Annotated in this window: 19 protein-coding genes; 14 read left to right on the top strand and 5 right to left on the bottom strand. The window is 42.1% G+C overall.

The window, feature by feature from the left end; all coding sequences use genetic code 11:
- Nucleotides 1-5: 5 nt before the first annotated feature.
- The 9 genes from R8N23_RS09615 to R8N23_RS09575 all read left to right on the top strand — a co-directional run bounded on the left by R8N23_RS09615 (nucleotide 6) and on the right by R8N23_RS09575 (nucleotide 6,230).
- Complete coding sequence (locus R8N23_RS09615) at nucleotides 6-464, top strand: nuclear transport factor 2 family protein (RefSeq protein ID WP_318171379.1); 459 nt, start codon at nucleotides 6-8, stop codon at nucleotides 462-464.
- Nucleotides 457-750, top strand: a complete 294-nt coding sequence (locus R8N23_RS09610; RefSeq protein ID WP_318171378.1) for a VF530 family protein — start codon at nucleotides 457-459, stop codon at nucleotides 748-750. The genes R8N23_RS09615 and R8N23_RS09610 overlap by 8 nt, the downstream gene beginning before the upstream one ends.
- Nucleotides 747-1,331, top strand: coding sequence for a Crp/Fnr family transcriptional regulator (locus R8N23_RS09605; RefSeq protein WP_318171377.1), 585 nt, complete (start codon nucleotides 747-749; stop codon nucleotides 1,329-1,331). The genes R8N23_RS09610 and R8N23_RS09605 overlap by 4 nt, the downstream gene beginning before the upstream one ends.
- A 256-nt stretch (nucleotides 1,332-1,587) precedes the next feature.
- Complete coding sequence (locus R8N23_RS09600) at nucleotides 1,588-2,034, top strand: nuclear transport factor 2 family protein (RefSeq protein ID WP_318171376.1); 447 nt, start codon at nucleotides 1,588-1,590, stop codon at nucleotides 2,032-2,034.
- A complete protein-coding gene (locus R8N23_RS09595; protein WP_318171375.1) occupies nucleotides 2,035-3,003 on the top strand; it encodes a zinc-binding alcohol dehydrogenase family protein in 969 nt (322 codons plus the stop codon). It abuts the gene before it with no gap.
- A gap of 54 nt (nucleotides 3,004-3,057) precedes the next feature.
- Nucleotides 3,058-3,780: a metallophosphoesterase family protein gene (locus R8N23_RS09590; RefSeq protein ID WP_318171374.1), complete on the top strand. Its 723-nt coding sequence runs from the start codon at nucleotides 3,058-3,060 to the stop codon at nucleotides 3,778-3,780.
- Nucleotides 3,781-3,968: 188 nt separating this feature from the next.
- A complete protein-coding gene (locus tag R8N23_RS09585) occupies nucleotides 3,969-4,631 on the top strand; it encodes a hypothetical protein (protein WP_318171373.1) in 663 nt (220 codons plus the stop codon).
- Between the two features lie 70 nt (nucleotides 4,632-4,701).
- Nucleotides 4,702-5,517, top strand: a complete 816-nt coding sequence (locus tag R8N23_RS09580; RefSeq protein WP_318171372.1) for a DUF2971 domain-containing protein — start codon at nucleotides 4,702-4,704, stop codon at nucleotides 5,515-5,517.
- Nucleotides 5,518-5,684: 167 nt separating this feature from the next.
- Nucleotides 5,685-6,230, top strand: coding sequence for an REP-associated tyrosine transposase (locus R8N23_RS09575; protein ID WP_318171371.1), 546 nt, complete (start codon nucleotides 5,685-5,687; stop codon nucleotides 6,228-6,230).
- 167 nt (nucleotides 6,231-6,397) lie between these two features.
- Here the strand turns inward: R8N23_RS09575 and R8N23_RS09570 are convergent, their stop codons facing one another.
- On the bottom strand, nucleotides 6,398-7,648 hold the full coding sequence (locus tag R8N23_RS09570; RefSeq protein ID WP_318171370.1) for a Glu/Leu/Phe/Val family dehydrogenase: 1,251 nt from the start codon (nucleotides 7,646-7,648) through the stop codon (nucleotides 6,398-6,400).
- A 279-nt stretch (nucleotides 7,649-7,927) separates the two neighbouring features.
- Here R8N23_RS09570 and R8N23_RS09565 point away from each other — a divergent pair, with 279 nt between their 5' ends.
- The 3 genes from R8N23_RS09565 to R8N23_RS09555 all read left to right on the top strand — a co-directional run bounded on the left by R8N23_RS09565 (nucleotide 7,928) and on the right by R8N23_RS09555 (nucleotide 11,128).
- Nucleotides 7,928-9,181 carry a DEAD/DEAH box helicase gene (locus tag R8N23_RS09565; RefSeq protein ID WP_318171369.1) on the top strand — a complete coding sequence of 418 codons (1,254 nt, stop codon included), beginning with the start codon at nucleotides 7,928-7,930 and terminating at the stop codon, nucleotides 9,179-9,181.
- A gap of 167 nt (nucleotides 9,182-9,348) precedes the next feature.
- Complete coding sequence (arsB, locus tag R8N23_RS09560; protein WP_318171368.1) at nucleotides 9,349-10,395, top strand: ACR3 family arsenite efflux transporter; 1,047 nt, start codon at nucleotides 9,349-9,351, stop codon at nucleotides 10,393-10,395.
- A 4-nt stretch (nucleotides 10,396-10,399) separates the two neighbouring features.
- Entirely contained in the window at nucleotides 10,400-11,128 is a 729-nt protein-coding gene (locus R8N23_RS09555; protein WP_318171367.1) for a metallophosphoesterase family protein, read from the top strand.
- A gap of 105 nt (nucleotides 11,129-11,233) precedes the next feature.
- Here the strand turns inward: R8N23_RS09555 and R8N23_RS09550 are convergent, their stop codons facing one another.
- The 4 genes from R8N23_RS09550 to R8N23_RS09535 are packed head-to-tail and all read right to left on the bottom strand — an operon-like array spanning nucleotide 11,234 to nucleotide 15,215.
- Entirely contained in the window at nucleotides 11,234-12,295 is a 1,062-nt protein-coding gene (locus tag R8N23_RS09550) for a dipeptidase (protein ID WP_318171366.1), read from the bottom strand.
- A 27-nt stretch (nucleotides 12,296-12,322) separates the two neighbouring features.
- Nucleotides 12,323-13,426 carry a D-TA family PLP-dependent enzyme gene (locus R8N23_RS09545; protein ID WP_318171365.1) on the bottom strand — a complete coding sequence of 368 codons (1,104 nt, stop codon included), beginning with the start codon at nucleotides 13,424-13,426 and terminating at the stop codon, nucleotides 12,323-12,325.
- Nucleotides 13,427-13,891: a RidA family protein gene (locus R8N23_RS09540; RefSeq protein ID WP_318171364.1), complete on the bottom strand. Its 465-nt coding sequence runs from the start codon at nucleotides 13,889-13,891 to the stop codon at nucleotides 13,427-13,429. It lies immediately after the preceding gene.
- Between the two features lie 10 nt (nucleotides 13,892-13,901).
- On the bottom strand, nucleotides 13,902-15,215 hold the full coding sequence (locus tag R8N23_RS09535) for a gluconate:H+ symporter (protein WP_318171363.1): 1,314 nt from the start codon (nucleotides 15,213-15,215) through the stop codon (nucleotides 13,902-13,904).
- Nucleotides 15,216-15,407: 192 nt separating this feature from the next.
- Between R8N23_RS09535 and R8N23_RS09530 the strand changes: the two genes are divergently transcribed.
- Both R8N23_RS09530 and R8N23_RS09525 read left to right on the top strand, forming a co-directional pair.
- Nucleotides 15,408-16,013 carry a fumarylacetoacetate hydrolase family protein gene (locus R8N23_RS09530; protein WP_318171362.1) on the top strand — a complete coding sequence of 202 codons (606 nt, stop codon included), beginning with the start codon at nucleotides 15,408-15,410 and terminating at the stop codon, nucleotides 16,011-16,013.
- 194 nt (nucleotides 16,014-16,207) lie between these two features.
- On the top strand, nucleotides 16,208-16,654 hold the full coding sequence (locus tag R8N23_RS09525) for a hypothetical protein (protein WP_318171361.1): 447 nt from the start codon (nucleotides 16,208-16,210) through the stop codon (nucleotides 16,652-16,654).
- The last annotated feature ends 277 nt before the right edge of the window (nucleotides 16,655-16,931 follow it).

Genomic DNA, 16,931 nt, shown 5'->3' with positions numbered 1-16,931 from the left:
AACTCATGAAACCATTTATAGCAATTGCTTTTTGTTTGATTTCTATCCTCTCACATGCTCAAACACAACCGAGTAAGTCTGAGGAAGCTGCTGTACAACAATTAGTTATAGATACTTTTCAAAGCTTGCTTTCTGACTATGATTCGACCAAAATGGACACCTATGTGACTCCTGATTTTATTTTGCTAGAGCATGGCGAAGTGTGGAACAATGACACCATTCGTTTCTACATCACTAAGGCCTTGCAAAATGAAAATAGAGCCACACGTACTAATCGATTCGAGTTCATCAAGATGGAAAAATCCGGTGATATGATTTGGGCGGCTTATAAAAACTGGGCAGTCTGGACAAAAAATGATTCAATTGTACACAAGATGCATTGGCTCGAAAGTGTAGTAGCCGTAAAAGAAAAAAAGACATGGAAACTCAAAATGATGCACTCAACTCGAATAGCTGATGAGTGATCACGATCAAAAAAACAACCCGCTACACGGCGTAAAGCTTGTAGACATGCTCGAAATGCTGGTGGACAAGTGCGGCTGGGATAACCTGGGAGAAGAAGTCAATATCAATTGCTTTACCCACGACCCTTCTATCAAATCCAGTTTGAAGTTTTTGCGTAAAACGCCCTGGGCACGAGAGAAGGTCGAGCGTTTTTATCTCCATGTGCTGAAGCGAGGCTATAGCCGTAGAGTGAAACCCAAACGCGAGCCTGGAAAACCGAGATATTACAAGAAGAAATCAGAATGATGCCAATTCAAAAGCTCATCGATCATCTCAATACTTACCTACCGCTGGATGCAGCTGAAATAGAAGCACTCCATCAGAAAACGACCATCCGAAAAGTAAAAAGACGTCAGTTTTTGCTATCAGCGGGTGAAGTATGTAAGTCCTACTTTTTCGTTGCCGAGGGTTGTTTCAAAATGTACAAGATGGACGAAGCAGCCAAAGAGCACAACCTACTTTTTGCCACAGAAAACGAATGGATTACTGATATTGGCAGTTTGCATAGCGATCGGCCAAGCGAATTGTATATTGAAGCGATAGAGCCATCCACAGTCGTTCAACTCAATAAATCAGATCTCATCTATTTCTATGAAAATCATTTGAAGTTCAATCGAACATTCAGAGTCATTTTAGAAAATCAATATGTAGAACTTCAACAGCGCTTGTTACAAACGATCAGCACTACGGCTGAAGAACGCTATCTCAAATTCATGTCGGATCACCCACATCTGATAAATCGTCTACCCAGTGCCCAAATCGCCTCCTACCTAGGCATTACTCCAGAGTTTCTGAGTCGAATACGAAGTAATAGAAAGGATTTTTAATTGCAACCCTGACACCATTGCTTGTTAATTAAAGTATTTGAAACAAAGGAATCATTAAACTTTTTGTCATTTCGACCAACAGGGAGAAATCTCATTAATAATTATTAGAAATATTAAGATTTCTCCTACCGTCGAAATGACAGAACAGGTCTATTTCACCTACTCTTAAACTACATCAAGCCTATTTCTTAAAATAGATCAAGGGTCAATTCCATGATCCCAGCCCACCTTTGCTTCATTCTAAAACACAATTAAAATGAAACATATCATCATTTTGGCACTAGCCATTTTACCATTCACCTCTATGAGTCAATCAAAAAAAGAAACCATGAAAGAAGCAATCAAAAAAACACTATTCAACTATCGGGATGCACTCAATGAGTCCAGCACCAGCAAAGCTTTAGCATTATATACCGAAAATGGCGTATTTATGCCTTCCGGCGCTCCCACTGCCATTGGCCAAGAACAGGTGAAAGGCGCCTATGTTTTTGTCTTTAGTCAAATTCAATTGAACATCGAATTTTTCATCGACGAAATCGAAGTTATAGACAAATATGCCTTTGCCCGAACTACCTCTAAAGGCTCTACCCTGATTCATGCCACCGGTGAAACTGTGCCCGAAGAAAACCGAGAGCTGTTCGTTTTGAAAAAAGAGAATGGAAATTGGAAAATTGATCGCTATATTTTCAATAAAATGAAATAAATGAGAGCTGCAGTTACTACACAGGCGGGCGAACCGTCGGTCATAAAAACTCAAGAAGTACCCCAACCTGAAGTCAAGTCAGGTTGGGTACTCCTACAAGTCAAGGCCTTTGGGCTGAACCGATCGGAGATGTTCACTCGTCAGGGAGAGTCTCCAGGCGTGAAGTTTCCAAGGATTCAAGGGATCGAATGCGTAGGCGTCGTAGAAAATGATCCTTCTGGTACCTATGCTACCGGCCAGCAAGTGGCAGCCATCATGGGTGGAATGGGTAGATTTTTTGATGGTGGCTATGCGGAATATGCGCTGGTACCTTTGGCAATTATCTTTCCATTCAAAAGCCAATTGCCCTGGAGCACCTTAGGTGCAATTCCTGAAATGTTTCAGACCGTATCCGGCTCCTTGCATCAGGCACTCGAATTGCAAAAAGGAGAAACTTTACTCATTCGTGGTGGTACCTCCTCTATTGGGATGCTGGCTTGCCAATTGGCCAAAAGCCTGGGAGCTACCGTGATCTCCACCACTCGAAACCCAGACAAGACACAAGCCTTGCTAGACAATGGTGCGGATCATGTTCTGATCGATAGTGGCGAAGTGAAAGACGATTTGCACCAACTGTATCCAGACGGAGTCCACAAGGTATTGGAACTAATCGGTATCAAAACGCTGAAGGACTCACTTGGATGTATTGGATATAAAGGCATGGTATGTATGACAGGCATTCTAGGTGGAGCCTGGACCATGGACAGTTTCACGCCTATGGGTGATATTCCTTCTTTGGGCCGATTGACCGTCTATATGGGTGAATCCAAAAATTTATCCAAGGAGCTGCTTCAGGAATTTATCAACGAAGTAGAGAAAGGGAATATCCATCTCAATATCGATACAGTTTTCAGCTTGGATCAAGTGGCTGAAGCTCATCAATATATGGAAGATAATAAGGCTAAAGGTAAATTGGTAGTTGAGATATAAACCTAATTTTGAGCATCGCGTAAACCCTGTCTTTGAAAACAGTCTAAATTGACCATGAAAATTGCTTTAATTACTGACCTGCATGCCGAAGAAGACTGGGTCTCTGAACAGGATGTCTCTTCATGGGATAACTGGAAAATCATCTTGGACGATATAGAATCCAAAGGTATCCAAGAAGTCATCTATCTGGGAGACATTGGTGCGCCTGCGGCACATCAAAAATTCTTCGATTCGCTGGAAGAGCGCCCATTCGAGTACAAAGTGATTCTGGGCAATCATGAGGATTTTGACAAAGTCGTGCAAACCAAAAGGCCAGCCGCCATACAGGACAGAAAGGCCTGGTACTGGAGTGAAGAAGGAGAAGCATACAAATCCATTTTCTTAGATACGTCTCCGGATGCCATCAGTGCCTTGCAACTCGACTGGCTCGAAGCTGAATTACAAACAGATAAAAGCATTCTACTTTTCGTGCACCACCCGATATTACCCACTCACACCACTCCTCATTTGGAATTTCCGCTAGAGGGAGACCAAGCGATTCATGAGCTATTAAAGAAGCACCCCAAGCCCGTTCATATCTTCTGTGGACATTTGCATTTGGATGATGAGTGTGTAGATGGGCATATTAAACAAACGGTCACACCATCGGCTAGTATTCAAATCAAACGACACTCCAAGAAGGCCGAAGTAGAAAACATTGGGTTTGCTTATCGCCTATTGGACATCCAGCCAGATCAAATAGATTCTGAGGTGATTTGGTTTGATAAAAGTGAGTAACACCGAGTTGTAATCATCCGCTGATTTTCCTATTTTACATTCCATCTGGTCAGCAGCCAGGCCGCAGCCCTTCTGAGAGAAATTATATTTTAATTAAATCAACAGTATTGATGCAGTGCGTATATAGTGCATAGTGCACTTTATATAAATATTGTAGGTAATTGACTAAAATCTGAAAAGAATAAATTATGAACACTCACGCTGACAAAACTCAAGAGAATAAAAGCCAATCGGTTGCGAATCAAGTTGTTCAAAAGCGGAATAGTAATAAGCCTACTTTTCAGTTTATAGATAATCGACCTGAGGCTATTGCTCAAAGAAAAATGAAAGAAATTATTGATAATAAAAGTAATAATCTGGTACAGAGGATGAGAAGTACTCTCGGGCAAGTGCCAGTAGGTCCAGCTACAGAGGTGTTTGGATTTCTTGGAGACACTCCCGAAAGGAATGCTTTGCAACAAGAGACTCCTGCTATGAATTTTGCTGGTGTAATAGAGGAGACTATGAGATATAGAAAAAACCTTACCGATATTAAAAATCAGGCTGCTAGCACAATTAAACTGCCTGCCTTCCAAGCAATCGTAGGCAATTTCTTTAATGATGCGTGCAACCTGTCGCAAATGCCTTGTATTAACCAGACAACAGCGCAAACTGCTTATGAGGAAGGCCAAGGGCGAGGAACTGGCCCTGCAATAAGAAAATATGGTAGATCAGTTTCAAATCAGCTATACAACCATGCAGTGACAACACCAGCTGATCGCATAGAAAGGGATTCGATAGCCCAACTAATATCACAAGCACAAGTGATTCTGGGTAAATTGATGAGCCTATACGATAAGCTAAGAAAGTAAACAAGCCTATAACAAAATCTAAACTGCATTAAAACGCAGTTTAGCTAGGTTAGCCTCAATAATCTAATCCATGTATAAATATTCTCCTTTCTCCGCCAACCTCTTAAAAACACTCATTAAAGGAGAACTTTGGTTTGGGAAAATAGAAGACCTTAACGACCCATATGAAGGTGAATTTCAAATTAGAGACACATCAAAAATGCCTTCAAACGAAAGTATTGATGAATTCTACAAAAATCAGAGCTCATTTATAATTCCAAGGCCCAAGGGACAAAATCATAGCCCACACATTTTTCATAAAACATTTAGCGACTTTGTTAAAAATACACTGAGGTCTCAGTTTGGGTTGACGTGTTTTTCAAAGAAAAACAACGATGTTTTGATGTGGTCTCATTATGCCGATTCACATAAAGGCGTTTGTTTAATATTTGATCAACACAAACTATTAAAAAGCCTAAATAGTATTTATCCAGATATAAAACTCGGAGAAGTCGAATATAACGAAGAACTACCTTATGTAGATTTAATAACGTCTGGAGACAATAGTTCATTTCGGTATAGTGATAGAGAAAAAAATGTGTTACTTAATAAAAACATAAAATGGGATTACGAAGAAGAATATAGGTTATACAGAAGGTTCGAAAATGATCAGAGGAGATCAGTCCCTTTTGACCTTAAGAGCTTAACAGGAATTATAATTGGTCAGAGAATGGATTCAGAAGATTTTAATACTCTGGTGCATCTCATAAGAAATAGTACAAATTTAGAACATTTAAATCTCTATAAAATGACGTTCAAATCTGGTGTATTGGAAGTTGGTAAAAATCCTATACATCTTGGAATAATTAAAGATTTAGACATAAACATATCTACACAGTCAAAATAAATGCTGGTAACAATCGATATGTCTGCAGGGCGGTTCAGAGGTGAAAGAAGCCGCATAGCTTTTGGAAACCCCAATCGCGCGCGTTTAGCGACAGCGTAACGCGTGCGCCACTTGCTGGCTCCATGAAAAATACTTAAAATTACACTAACCTATCAACCCTCCTCCTCATGTCTGAAATGTACAAATTCCTAGATCCAGAAGGTTTATATTTCACCACTTCTACCGTCGTTCATTGGATTGATCTATTTACAAGAGCAGAGTTTAAGCATGTCATTGTAGCGTCTCTAAAATTTTGTCAAGAAAAGAAAGGATTGAAGGTGCATGCCTGGGTACTGATGCCCAGCCATTTGCACATGATTGTCAGTGCTGAAAATGCAAATTTGAGTGAAATATTTCGGGATTTTAAGAAGCACACCGCCGCAGCTCTAATCAAAGAGATTAAAAGGATAAATGAAAGTCGTAAAGAATGGCTACTTCGAGCGTTCAAAAAGTCCGGCAAACCATTGAATAGAATATCCGAATATAAAGTTTGGCAAGATGGAAATCATCCCATTTTGCTAGATAGTGCCAAATGGGTTCAAGAAAAGTTGGATTATATTCATCACAATCCTGTGCAATCAGAAATTGTGGACGAGCCAGAATATTACTGGTACAGTTCGGCTAGAAACTATGCCGGGCATGTGGGGATGCTGAAGATTGAAATGCTTTCGTAGCACAGGCACGCGTTACGCTTCGCTAAACGCGCGCCATAACATTCATGCACTTCCCCCAATCGCGCGTTTAGCGACAGCGTAACGCGTGAGCCACTTGCAATCACCACAAAACAAAACAAGTTGACCTTTCGGCCAACTTGCAAAACTTCTCTTAAACTTAATTTCAATTAATACTCATCAAACTGAGCACTCGACATATGGGTTCTCGACATGGTGGCACGAGCCACTCGACCAATGCCTAGTACAAAGGCTGCGGTGCGCATATCCACATTTTTTGATTTGGCGATATCGGCTACATCATTATATGCTTTAGTCATGGTTTGGTACAGTTCATTTTTGATCCGTTCCAATTCCCATTTAAACTGCTGAATATTTTGAGCCCATTCGAAGTAACTCACCGTTACCCCGCCGGCATTAGCCAAAATATCAGGAATCACTAAAATGTCCTTTTTAAAGAATATTTCGTCTGCTTCTGGCGTGGTAGGGCCATTGGCTGCTTCCACAACAATTTTAGCACGAACATCTTTGGCATTTTCCTTGGTCAATACGCCACCCAGTGCGGCAGGAATCAGCACATCACAATCCCAGGTCAGAACTTCTGTACTTTCAAATGCATCACCACCATCAAATCCGGCTACTGTTCGGTTTTTCTTCACCCACTCGCCTAACTTTTCAACATCGAGACCTTCAGGATTCTGAACACCTCCCTTATGGTCACCCACAGCCACTATTTTAGCGCCTTTCTCGGCTATCAATCTTGAAGCATGGCTTCCCACATTGCCAAATCCCTGAACAGCCACTCGCAGCCCTTCAAATGACATCTTCTTATCTTTCAAAGCATGCTCAAGCGCTATCATCACCCCACGACCAGTCGCTTCTTCTCTTCCTTCACTTCCAAACAAATGCAAAGGCTTGCCTGTGACTACTCCTGGAGAAAACCCATAGTGCTGTGAATATTCGTCCATGATCCACCCCATGATCTTCGCATTGGTATTGACATCAGGTGCAGGGATATCCAGTTTAGGACCGATCACTTCTTTGATATGACCTACGAAGGTCCGTGTGATGTCGTGCAATTCCTTTTCTGACAATTTTTCCGGATCGCAATTCACGCCACCTTTGGCACCGCCATAAGGAATATTTACCACTGCTGTTTTCCATGTCATTAGTGAAGCGAGAGCTTCAGCTTCATATTCGTCCACACTGGGGTGATACCTCAGTCCGCCTTTCATAGGCCCACGAGAATTGTCATGCTGTACACGAAAGCCGATGTGGTGATTGAAAGTACCATCGTCGGCATCCGTCACTATTTCCACTTTCACCACTCGAAAAGGAGTCTCGAGTATTTTGCGCCCCAAGGTTTGTAATTCTAAAACTTTAGCGGCTTTATTGAAATAATATTTACTCTCTTCTAACATAAGCTTAAGGGGTTCAGTTACTTTAGTATTAGTAATTTGTGAATTTCCGAGAACAATTACAAGTAATAATTTACCAGCAATAAAGTGCCCTATAAGCTATAAAATAGCATTAAAACACTTAGTTGATCAACAGAGTTCACATCAAAAATGCATGATGGCATCCAGTACTTTGGCAAGAAAAAATCTATTTTTCATATCCTAACCGATTAGTCTTACTAATGTCTACCTTTGCGCCACAGAGAAATGCCAAAAGTGCATTTCAGCACTTTATTGCATTTTATGACATTCGAAGAATTGCCCCTCATAGCGCCTATACTTAAGGCGTTGAAAGATAAAAACTACACCGAACCTACTGCCATTCAAGCCAAAGCCATACCCTTGGTGTTGGATCAAAACGACGTATTAGGCTCCGCACAGACCGGTACAGGTAAAACAGCGGCCTTTGCCATCCCGATCATTCAGCGTATTCATGAGATGGAAGGCGGACAAGGCGGCAAACCACAATTGCTTTCTTTGATCGTGACGCCTACTCGTGAGTTGGCCATTCAGATCGAAGACAATATCCGTCTCTACAGCAAATACACCAACTTGAAACATGCCGTGATTTTTGGTGGGGTGAAGCAAGGCAGTCAGGTAGACAAACTCAAAAGAGGTGTTCACCTTTTGGTAGCTACACCTGGTAGATTATTGGACTTGATTAGTCAGGGATACATCTCTTTGGATCAGGTGAAAATCTTCGTTTTGGACGAAGCGGATCGCATGCTCGATATGGGATTTGTAAATGATGTAAAGAAGCTCCTCACCTACTTACCTAAGAAAAGACAATCCTTGTTCTTCTCAGCGACCATGCCCAATAGTATCCTGAAATTGGCCAATGAGATCCTGACTAACCCTAAGAAGATCGAAGTAAACCCGGTATCCTCGACAGCAGAAACCATACAGCAATTCTTGTTTTATACCAATCGTGCGGATAAAAAGAAGTTGTTGCTGCACATTCTTACTGACCAAAAAATCGATCAGGTGTTGGTTTTTAGCCGGACTAAACATGGGGCAGACCGTATTGCTCGAGAATTGCACAAAAAGAAAATAAAGTCAGCAGCCATTCATGGCGACAAGGCGCAGAATCAAAGACAGAAAGCACTGAAAGACTTCAAATCAGGCCACATCAGAGTGTTGGTAGCTACGGATATCGCCGCTCGTGGAATTGACATCGATAAGCTGAAGTATGTGATCAACTACGATGTGCCAGAAGAAGCAGAAACTTACGTACATAGAATCGGAAGATCAGGTCGAGCAGGTGAAGCAGGCAATGCCATATCCCTCTGCGAACCAGAAGAAAACAGTCGCATCAAAGCGATTGAGAAACTGACTAAGACCACGCTCCAGGTCATTAAAAGTAACCCATTCCCTCAAACCGAAAAGCCCATGACTGAGGCCGAGAAAAAAGAATGGAACAAAGAAAAGCAACGCCGTAAGCAAGAGTTTTTTGCCAATCGCAAGAAGAATGGCGGCGGAGGCGGAAGAAGGAGATAAAGCCTATTTCACATCGATTGGAATACAGATTACAATCGCTATTCTGAACTATTGAGTCAATAATTTATTAAGTCCTTGATTTCAATTCTCAATAATGTTTTGAGCACATGGATATTCATCGTAATATTGCAATATAATATTCGCGATTTCAATTCAAATCATAAATAATGGCAGCAAAAAAATTAAGCTTTCTAGACAAAAACCTAACCCTCTGGATATTTGTAGCAATGGCAATAGGAGTTGGAATCGGCTACTTCATTCCTACATTTCCCAACATCATTAATTCGTTCAATAGCGGAACGACCAACATTCCAATTGCTATTGGGTTGATCCTCATGATGTATCCACCTTTGGCCAAAGTCAATTATGCCCTGTTGCCCAAAGTATTTAGAAACACCAAAATTCTTTCCATTTCACTCATTCTCAATTGGATCATCGGCCCAGTACTCATGTTCGTATTGGCCATTACCTTTTTAAGAGACTATCCCGAATACATGGTCGGTCTCATTCTGATTGGATTGGCTCGATGTATTGCCATGGTTTTGGTATGGAACGATCTGGCTGAAGGAAGCAGCGAATATGGCGCTGGCCTGGTCGCTTTAAACAGTATTTTTCAAGTATTTGCCTATAGTTTTTATGCCTGGATTTTCATTACGGTTCTTCCTCCCTATTTCGGTTTTGAAGGCGCGATTGTAGATATTTCTATTGCCACCATAGCCGAAAGTGTTGCTATTTATTTAGGTATTCCATTTGTATTGGGAATGTTTAGCCGGTTGTTTTTAGTCAAACTGAAAGGCGAAGATTGGTACACCCAAAAATTTATTCCTACTATCTCACCCATGACTTTGATTGCTCTACTATTTACGATTGTCGTCATGTTTTCCTTAAAGGGTGAGTTGATTGTTCAAATTCCAATGGACGTATTAATTATTGCCATTCCACTACTGGTCTATTTTACATTGATGTTTATCATTGGTTTTTTCTTCACCAAAGCCATGGGCGCAACATATGACAAAACAGCTTCGGTAGCCTTTACAGCTGCAGGCAACAATTTTGAATTGGCGATTGCTGTGGCGATCGCGGTTTTCGGCTTGAATTCTGGACAAGCTTTTGCCGGCGTAATTGGTCCGTTGGTAGAAGTTCCTGCGCTGATATTGCTAGTAAGAGTTTCATTTTGGTTGAAAAAGAAATACTACGATACGCAAAAAGCCTAAAAGAATGAAAATAGCTTTCTTTTCAGACATTCACGCCAATTTTCCTGCCCTCGAGTCCTTTTTCGACGATTTGGATTCGCAACAGGTGGATGCTGTTTATTGTTTAGGCGATTTGGTAGGTTACAATGTATGGCCAAATAAAGTGATCCATGCCATACGAAAAAGAAGCATTCCTACCCTCATGGGAAATCATGACGAGGCCTTATTGGAACCTATTTCCAAGGAAGCTCCGCAGTCCAATAGAACACTGACTCGATCTTTGGTGAGTGATGAAAACAGAGCATATCTCATCAACCTTCCCAGACATATATCCTTGTCGTTTGTTACCAACGACAAGCCATTCAATCTGTTGATGGTTCATGGTAGTGTGAAAGCAATCAACGACTATATGGTTGAGGATTATCCTGAAGCCGAAGTTTTAGAGATGATGAAATCCCAGCAGGAAGATGTACTGTTATGTGGTCACACGCACAAACCTTTTCACCGTGTGATAAAAGACGAGAGTACTTTCAAACACGTAATAAATATTGGTTCTGTTGGCAAGCCAAAAGATGGCGATCCGCGCATTTGTTATGCCATAGTCGAACTCGGTCAATCTACCTCATCCTTCAACCCGGACACGCTTTCAGTCACTTTCAAAAGAGTAGCGTACGATGTAGAAAAAGCCGCACAAGCCGTTGAGAATAGTGATTTTGACAATTCTTTTGCTGAAGGGCTTCGTCTGGCTAAGTAAAATCTGATTTAAAAACTGACCAAAACAACTCCGAAAGCAAGAGTTCTTTGCGAATCGCAATAAGAATAAAGTTGGTTGCGGAAGAAGGAGATCATCCGCTACTTCTTACCAAACGCTTCTCAGAAAATCTAAGAAGTTCTTACTCATGATATTTTCGATATCCGAAATGTTATACCCTTTGGCTTGCAACATGGCTGGCACTTTTTGTAAGTCAGCGATCGTATCCAGGTCACTTGGGCACTGCTCCGTACCGAATGCACCGTCCAGATCAGTACCAATACCTACGTGAAATGAATTGCCGGCCATTTGACAGATATGATCGATGTTGTCGATCATCTGTGTCAATGTTACACCCATACTTTGCGGAGTGGATGCTCCCCTCACCCAGTTGGGCACCATCATCCAGGCATCTAGAGCAATCCCAATTACAGCCTTTCGTTCGATCAGTTCCAAGATTTGTTCATCTGCATATTGGCGATTGTGATTCACGAATTTTCGGCAGTTGTTGTGGCTGGCCCAGACCGGGCCATCGTAGACCTTCATGGTTTCCCAAAAGCTCTGATCACACAGATGTGTCGCATCCAGAATCAAGTTCAATTCTTCAATCTTCTTGAGCAAAGCCTTTCCTTTCTGACCAATCCCACCAACAGAATCCGTCCCGTGAGCATAAGTTCCCGGTCCGTAATGTGCTGGCCCAATCGCTCTTAAGCCCTGTTTGAACGATCGTTCCAAGTGATCGATGGTTACAATGGAATCAGCGCCTTCCAGACTGAGTATATAGCCAATTGGTGACTGAGTCGCTGGGTCGTTCCAGTCTTTCAGATGACTCTCCAACTGCTGCTTGTTGGTAATTTGAACCATTTCGCCCGCTTCTTCCATGGCCTTGTACCAGGCCAACTGCCCCTGGGTTTGCGACCAGGCTTGCTCAGGTGAGTGCCAACCGGGAAGCGAGCTAGATTTTTTTACATAGCGTGCAATTTGTGTAGCTACGCATAGACCTACGTTTCCTTTTCTTAACGCATCAAATGAAACTGTACCTCTTCCCCTATCCGGCTTGTCAGTCATACCAGCTTCGCTTGCTCGAATTTCTTCTACAGTCCATCGCAAATCGCGGTTCCACTCCAGAGCATTCATCGAAAGATCTAAGTGTGCATCAAATATGAACATGTCTATGTTTTTAGTTAGTAATTAATATTAGTGAGATCGAGTTCCAACTGGCCAAGTGGCGGTGAGTTCATTTTTTTCTATAACGAGCATTTCATCATACTTCACTACTGTAGGACAAATATGAATAGGCACAGCATATAGAAGTTGACCTATTTCATAGGCATGTGCTTCGTGCGTACGAACCACCATATGTTCTTCATTGTGTCCGACTATTTCAAAATCATGACCGCCAAGAAACTTTACCCTTGGCAGCTCCATCTCACTGGCTACAGACTTGTAACCCAGATCCAAGCAAAGCAAATCTGAAGATGGTTGGCTCACAATCCGTGTAGCGACTACAGCCGCCAGCTCGAAAGACAGGTCTGGAAACGCCTGAGCATAGCCAGCATCCCAAAGTAGCGGAGTGCCAGGACTTAGTTGAACATCTTTCCGATCTTTGTGAATAGTAAAAGTAGGCGTACCTCCGGCTACCACTGTAGGAAAAGGTAACTGCTTTTTTTCTATTGCACTTCTCAGACTTTCCACTGAATTAAAATCGTCGTTACAAGCGTTTTTTCTCAATTCTAAATCCTTGTGATGAATATGACCATCATAAACATGAAGGCCTTTGACATTCAAAAAAGGATCGTTGGCCATGAATTCATATATGCATATAGTTTCCGGGCCTGGCGATATTCCCGTTCGATCCATGCCATTATTTATATCTAGCCAAAGAGAGGCTGTCAGCCCCTTTTGTTGTGCTAATCTTGAAATCTCAACGGCTGTTTTTTCATTATCCACTAGCGTGGAAAAATTACATACTGGAAATTTGGCAATCAACTCAAATAACCTCGGAACATTTGGTCCAACAGGCTGCATGGCCAGGAGCACATCTTCGGCACCTGAAGTCGCTAGCAGTTCAGCCTCTGACAGCGTGGCACATTTGAACTTGGTGATGCCATGCGCCAATTGAAGTTTGATGATATCAACTGATTTATGAGTCTTAACATGCGGCCGTAACTTGTCGACATCCCCAGATAGCTCGATCATTTTTCCAATGTTCTGTTTGATCCGATCGGGATATACGAGCAAGGCGGGTGTCACCACCCCATCCTCTTGTTTTACCTTATACCATTCAATTTCAGACATCATTTAGTGCAATTCAAACACTGCTTCTATTTCCACCGGAATGCCGTCGGGCAACATCATACCTACCGCGCTTCGAACGCCTATGCCATATTCGCGCCCCCATAGTTCGGCCAGCAATTCACTAAACCCATTGATCACATAAGGCTGTCTAATGAAATCAGGCGTACAATTGACCATGCCCAATACTTTTACCACGCGTTTGATTTTATCCAAAGAGCCAAAATGTGTCTGAATGGTTGAAAGCATGGTCAAAGCAGTTTGACGAGCCGCCAGTTTTCCAAATTCCATATCCACATGGTCACCCACACGGCCCTGCATAAGGGTCCCATCCATTTGCATCGGGGCTTGACCTGATACATAGAGAAACTTATCTACCACCAATACGGGACGATATACACCCGCTGGCTGGGGTGCCGGAGGAAACTCTAATCCTAATTCTTTTGCTTTTTCTGAAGGTGAAATATCCATTGTATTCTTTTTATATAATTGAGTCTAAAATTAATACGCCCACAAGGCCAATGACGCCAACACTGGTTTCCATAATCGTCCAGGTAGACAAGGTTTCTTTTACCGAAAGGTTGAAATACTCCTTGAACATCCAAAAGCCGCCATCATTGACATGCGAGAGCATCAAACTCCCTGAGCCTACAGCTATCACCATGAGTTCGGGACTTACACCTGATCCGGCAATTAAGGGCAATACGATACCTGCAGCGGTCAGCCCTGCAACCGTAGCAGATCCCACGCAAACGCGAATCACTGTCGCTATCAACCAAGCCAACAATAAAGGTGAAATTGATGAGCCTCTAAGTAGTTCTCCGATATACTCGCTGACGCCACTATCTGTCAGAATCTGCTTGAGTGCTCCAGCACCAGCAATAATGAGCAAAACCATCGTAATACCGGAGATGGCGCTGGCCAGCGAATCCATAATGGTTTTCATCTGCTTCCCTCTGGAGAGTCCTAATGTGTAAATGCCTACCAATACAGAAATCAACATCGCAATCATGGGGTTCCCAATAAATTCAACGATGGTTTTGGTTTTCCCCGCATTTAAAAACTGGCCGATACCTGTAGATAGCCCAATTAAGATGACAGGAAGTAAGGCAGTACAAACACTAACTGCCATCCCAGGCATTTCATTATCCTTTAAAATTACCGGATTGTAAAATTCCTTCATGGGTGAGCCTTTAATCTTTTTGATTGATCGGGCAAACAAAGGTCCGGCTACCACTATGGCAGGTATGGCGATGATAATCCCGTACAAGAGCGTTTTTCCAATATCCGCATCGAACATAATGGCGATAGCAGTAGGCGCAGGATGCGGTGGCAAAAAACCATGCGTTACTGACAGGGAAGTGAGCATCGGCAATCCTACATATATCAAAGGCAGTCCCGTGGACGCTGCCACTGTAAAAACGAGTGGAATAAGAATCACAAACCCTACTGAATAGAACATTGGGATGCCCACAATAAATCCGGCCAAAACAACGGCCCATTGGATGTACTTCTCACCAAATTTGGCCACCAAGGCCGAAGTGATTCTTTGTGCGGCACCGCTATCAGCTACCAGTTTACCCAACATGGCACCTAACCCCAGAATGACCACTAGGAAACCTAAGGTATTTCCTATACCAGTCTGTATGGACTGTGCCACCGCAGACAATTCCATCCCTTGGCTGATACCAACAAACAGGCAAGTGATAATGAAAGAAAGAAAAGCATTGAGTTTGAAGACTGCAATGAGAACAAAGAGGATCGCGATTCCAACAACGACAATCAATAATGGCATAGTAAGGTTTTAGATTCCAGAAGAAAGTAAAATCAATAAAAGCCTACTGAGAAAAAAAATATACGGATGGTGGTGTTTTGATGCTCAATGGTGTTCTAAGACCTTCTGAAATTGTAGTATTTTCTTTCCGTGTTCGATAACGAATTACATACAATCAATTATCATTGCATGAAATATTAAAATAAATAGCTCATGACCATCATAGGAATAGGAAAAAACTACGTCAACACACCAGAAGAAATGCCATCGCCAAAATGGGCACCCATTATCTTCACCAAACCAGAAACTACCCTACTTACAAACAATGCGCCTTTCGAAATACCTGCTGTTTCTAACGAATTAGCCTATGAAGTAGAGTTGGCTTTCAAGATTTCAAAAGCTGGAAAAAACATCAGTGAAGCAGATGCCTTGAATCATGTGGATGCAGTAGCTGTGTGCATCGACTTTACCGCCAAAGATGTGTTGGCCAAAAGCAGAGAGAACAAAGGCCCATGGGCTTTGGCCAAAGGCTTTGACGGCGCTACGCCTATCTCTGATTTTGTTTCTTTGGATCAATTCAAGGGAGATATCAATTTCGCCTTGGATCTAAATGGAGAGCGCGTGCAGACCGGCAATTCTTCTTTGATGGTATATACGCTACCACAGATCATTGCGCATATATCGCAGTTTATGACTTTGAACCCCGGAGATATCATTTTGAGTGGTACGCCAGCTCACGGCGTAGGTTTGGTAAAAGCAGGCGACAAGCTTTTGGCTACGCTAGAGGGTGAGAATAAGTTGGAGTTTGAAGTAAAATAAAAAGAGTAGATGCTAAGACTTCAAAAAAGGTCTTGGCATCTGCTAATTTGATACAAAAGATTACTGCGCATTTTTCCTTTCACTTGTACTTCTCGAAGACGAAGAATCAATTACTTTTGAAATGATGCAGTGCGGATAAAGTGCACTGGTCACTTTACACGAATGTTAGCGATTATTCCCGGAACGTAGAACTCATGAACACCAACAAAATATTTTCGAACTGGTTTTACATTTTCCTTTTCTTCTGGACACTACTGGCAACACTTTGCTTGTTAACAATCGGTATTACATATGCATTCTTTGATGAGCCCATAACTCAGCGAACATTTCTATTTACTGGCTTCTGGTTAACTTTTTTTAGTTTATTGACAGCAACAATTTTGTATTCTATCCGAAGATATTCTATTCGGTATGCGAACAAGAACGATGGTAAATCACCACTGCCAATTAACAAGAAGAACTGGCCAATTCAGGGACTCAAGATTGGAATTCCAGGCTTCATCCTTATTCTCATTTTTCATTGGATTATGGGGCAGGACATAACAATGAACTCTTTGCTTTTTGCCTCTTTTTTCATTTTGGTTGGAATGTGGAGTGCATACAATGTAAGAAACCGAAGCAACAACGATAACGCAGAATAACAAATCGCTAACATGGCGTCATAGTGCATGTGCGAATTGAGCATTTAGCCAGCTTCGGCGGAACGAACCCGTGCATCTACCGAGGAAAATTACTTCTCTGCTTATTGTGAGGCCAGTTCGCCGCATCGGAAGATTGGCGGAACGCAGCTCTCACCGAAACGTTGGTAGATTCGGCAGATTTTCACTACTTTGGCTGCATTATCAAACGACACGCACACGCACCATACACAGACGTCAAATTCACCATCCCCTTCATTTTCTCCTCACCTATCTCCCA

This window comes from Reichenbachiella sp., from assembly GCF_033344935.1.
In the GTDB taxonomy this organism is placed as follows: Bacteria; Bacteroidota; Bacteroidia; order Cytophagales; family Cyclobacteriaceae; genus Reichenbachiella.
The sequence above is the reverse complement of the archived record's forward strand: the minus strand, read 5'-3'. Positions and strand labels throughout refer to the sequence as shown.

Bases quoted from the DNA above. Each gene is read 5' to 3' on its own strand.
- R8N23_RS09615 (WP_318171379.1), top strand. From the start codon at position 6: ATGAAACCATTTATAGCAATTGCTTTTTGTTTGATTTCTATCCTCTCA.
- R8N23_RS09610 (WP_318171378.1), top strand. From the start codon at position 457: ATGAGTGATCACGATCAAAAAAACAACCCGCTACACGGCGTAAAGCTT.
- R8N23_RS09605 (WP_318171377.1), top strand. From the start codon at position 747: ATGATGCCAATTCAAAAGCTCATCGATCATCTCAATACTTACCTACCG.
- R8N23_RS09600 (WP_318171376.1), top strand. From the start codon at position 1,588: ATGAAACATATCATCATTTTGGCACTAGCCATTTTACCATTCACCTCT.
- R8N23_RS09595 (WP_318171375.1), top strand. From the start codon at position 2,035: ATGAGAGCTGCAGTTACTACACAGGCGGGCGAACCGTCGGTCATAAAA.
- R8N23_RS09590 (WP_318171374.1), top strand. From the start codon at position 3,058: ATGAAAATTGCTTTAATTACTGACCTGCATGCCGAAGAAGACTGGGTC.
- R8N23_RS09585 (WP_318171373.1), top strand. From the start codon at position 3,969: ATGAACACTCACGCTGACAAAACTCAAGAGAATAAAAGCCAATCGGTT.
- R8N23_RS09580 (WP_318171372.1), top strand. From the start codon at position 4,702: ATGTATAAATATTCTCCTTTCTCCGCCAACCTCTTAAAAACACTCATT.
- R8N23_RS09575 (WP_318171371.1), top strand. From the start codon at position 5,685: ATGTCTGAAATGTACAAATTCCTAGATCCAGAAGGTTTATATTTCACC.
- R8N23_RS09570 (WP_318171370.1), bottom strand. From the start codon at position 7,648: ATGTTAGAAGAGAGTAAATATTATTTCAATAAAGCCGCTAAAGTTTTA.
- R8N23_RS09565 (WP_318171369.1), top strand. From the start codon at position 7,928: ATGACATTCGAAGAATTGCCCCTCATAGCGCCTATACTTAAGGCGTTG.
- arsB (WP_318171368.1), top strand. From the start codon at position 9,349: ATGGCAGCAAAAAAATTAAGCTTTCTAGACAAAAACCTAACCCTCTGG.
- R8N23_RS09555 (WP_318171367.1), top strand. From the start codon at position 10,400: ATGAAAATAGCTTTCTTTTCAGACATTCACGCCAATTTTCCTGCCCTC.
- R8N23_RS09550 (WP_318171366.1), bottom strand. From the start codon at position 12,295: ATGTTCATATTTGATGCACACTTAGATCTTTCGATGAATGCTCTGGAG.
- R8N23_RS09545 (WP_318171365.1), bottom strand. From the start codon at position 13,426: ATGATGTCTGAAATTGAATGGTATAAGGTAAAACAAGAGGATGGGGTG.
- R8N23_RS09540 (WP_318171364.1), bottom strand. From the start codon at position 13,891: ATGGATATTTCACCTTCAGAAAAAGCAAAAGAATTAGGATTAGAGTTT.
- R8N23_RS09535 (WP_318171363.1), bottom strand. From the start codon at position 15,215: ATGCCATTATTGATTGTCGTTGTTGGAATCGCGATCCTCTTTGTTCTC.
- R8N23_RS09530 (WP_318171362.1), top strand. From the start codon at position 15,408: ATGACCATCATAGGAATAGGAAAAAACTACGTCAACACACCAGAAGAA.
- R8N23_RS09525 (WP_318171361.1), top strand. From the start codon at position 16,208: ATGAACACCAACAAAATATTTTCGAACTGGTTTTACATTTTCCTTTTC.